Source organism: Sandarakinorhabdus rubra, assembly GCF_010994245.1.
GTDB lineage: Bacteria > Pseudomonadota > Alphaproteobacteria > Sphingomonadales > Sphingomonadaceae > Sandarakinorhabdus > Sandarakinorhabdus rubra.
In genome coordinates, this window is sequence record NZ_WMHO01000406.1 from 1 (window position 1) to 909 (window position 909).

At 73.2% G+C, this 909-nt stretch carries 2 protein-coding genes; both read left to right on the forward strand.

Annotated features, from left to right (window positions below; translation table 11 throughout):
• Positions 1-304 (forward strand): hypothetical protein (locus GJV64_RS14880; RefSeq protein WP_164158278.1); only part of this gene is annotated, 304 nt, incomplete at its 5' end.
• Positions 301-909: UvrD-helicase domain-containing protein (locus tag GJV64_RS14885; protein ID WP_164158281.1), on the forward strand; the 609-nt coding region annotated here is incomplete at its 3' end. The genes GJV64_RS14880 and GJV64_RS14885, both read left to right, overlap by 4 nt.

Consider the following 909-nt stretch of genomic DNA (forward strand, 5'->3'; position numbering starts at 1 on the left):
GATCGGCGCCGATGGCCGGCCGCTGCCGGGGGGGCTGCCGGCCGGCATCGAATATTGGCAGCTGATGGGCGGCCGCCGCCAGCCCGGCAAGTTGCATCGGCCGCTGGCTGGCAAGGGGGCGCCGCCGGTTGACGATCATGTGATGGCCGCGCTCGACACGGCGGAGGCGCTGACCAGCCGCTATCTCCTGGCCGAGACGCCGTTCGCGCCCAAGCTGCGCCCGGACTGGGCTTGGGCGGACTATGACCATCTGGCGCGGGTGGCGGAATGGATCAACCGCCCGGCAGCGGGCAAGCCGGCATGAGCGCCGCCGACCCGTCCAGGCCGCTGCTGCCGCTGCTGTTGCCGCAGCGCGATGCCGCCGATCCGGATGTGCATGCCTGGGTGTCGGCATCGGCCGGCACCGGCAAGACGCAGGTGCTCACCGCCCGCGTGCTGCGCCTGCTGCTGGCCGGGGCGCGGCCCGAATCCATCCTGTGCCTCACCTTCACCAAGCTGGCGGCGGCCGAGATGCAGGGCCGGGTGATGGCGCGGCTGGCGCTGTGGGCCGGCTGCGATGCCGACGTGCTGGCCAGCGATCTTGCCGCCATCGGTGCGGCTACCGATACCGACACGCAGGCCCGCGCGCGGCGGCTGTTCGCGCGGGTGCTGGAAACCCCGGCGGGCCTTGCGATCCAGACCATCCACGCCTTTGCGCAGGGCCTGATCGCCAGTTTCCCGGTGGAGGCCGGTATCGCGCCGGGCTTCCAGACGCTCGATGATCGTGCCGCCGCCCTGCTGCGCCGCCGGGTGCTGACCACGGCGCTGGGTGATCCGGCGCTGGCCGCTGACGTCGAGGCCGTGGCGCTCGACGGTGGCGAAGCGCGGCTGCACGACATCATGGCCACGATCGGCCCGCACGGCGACGCG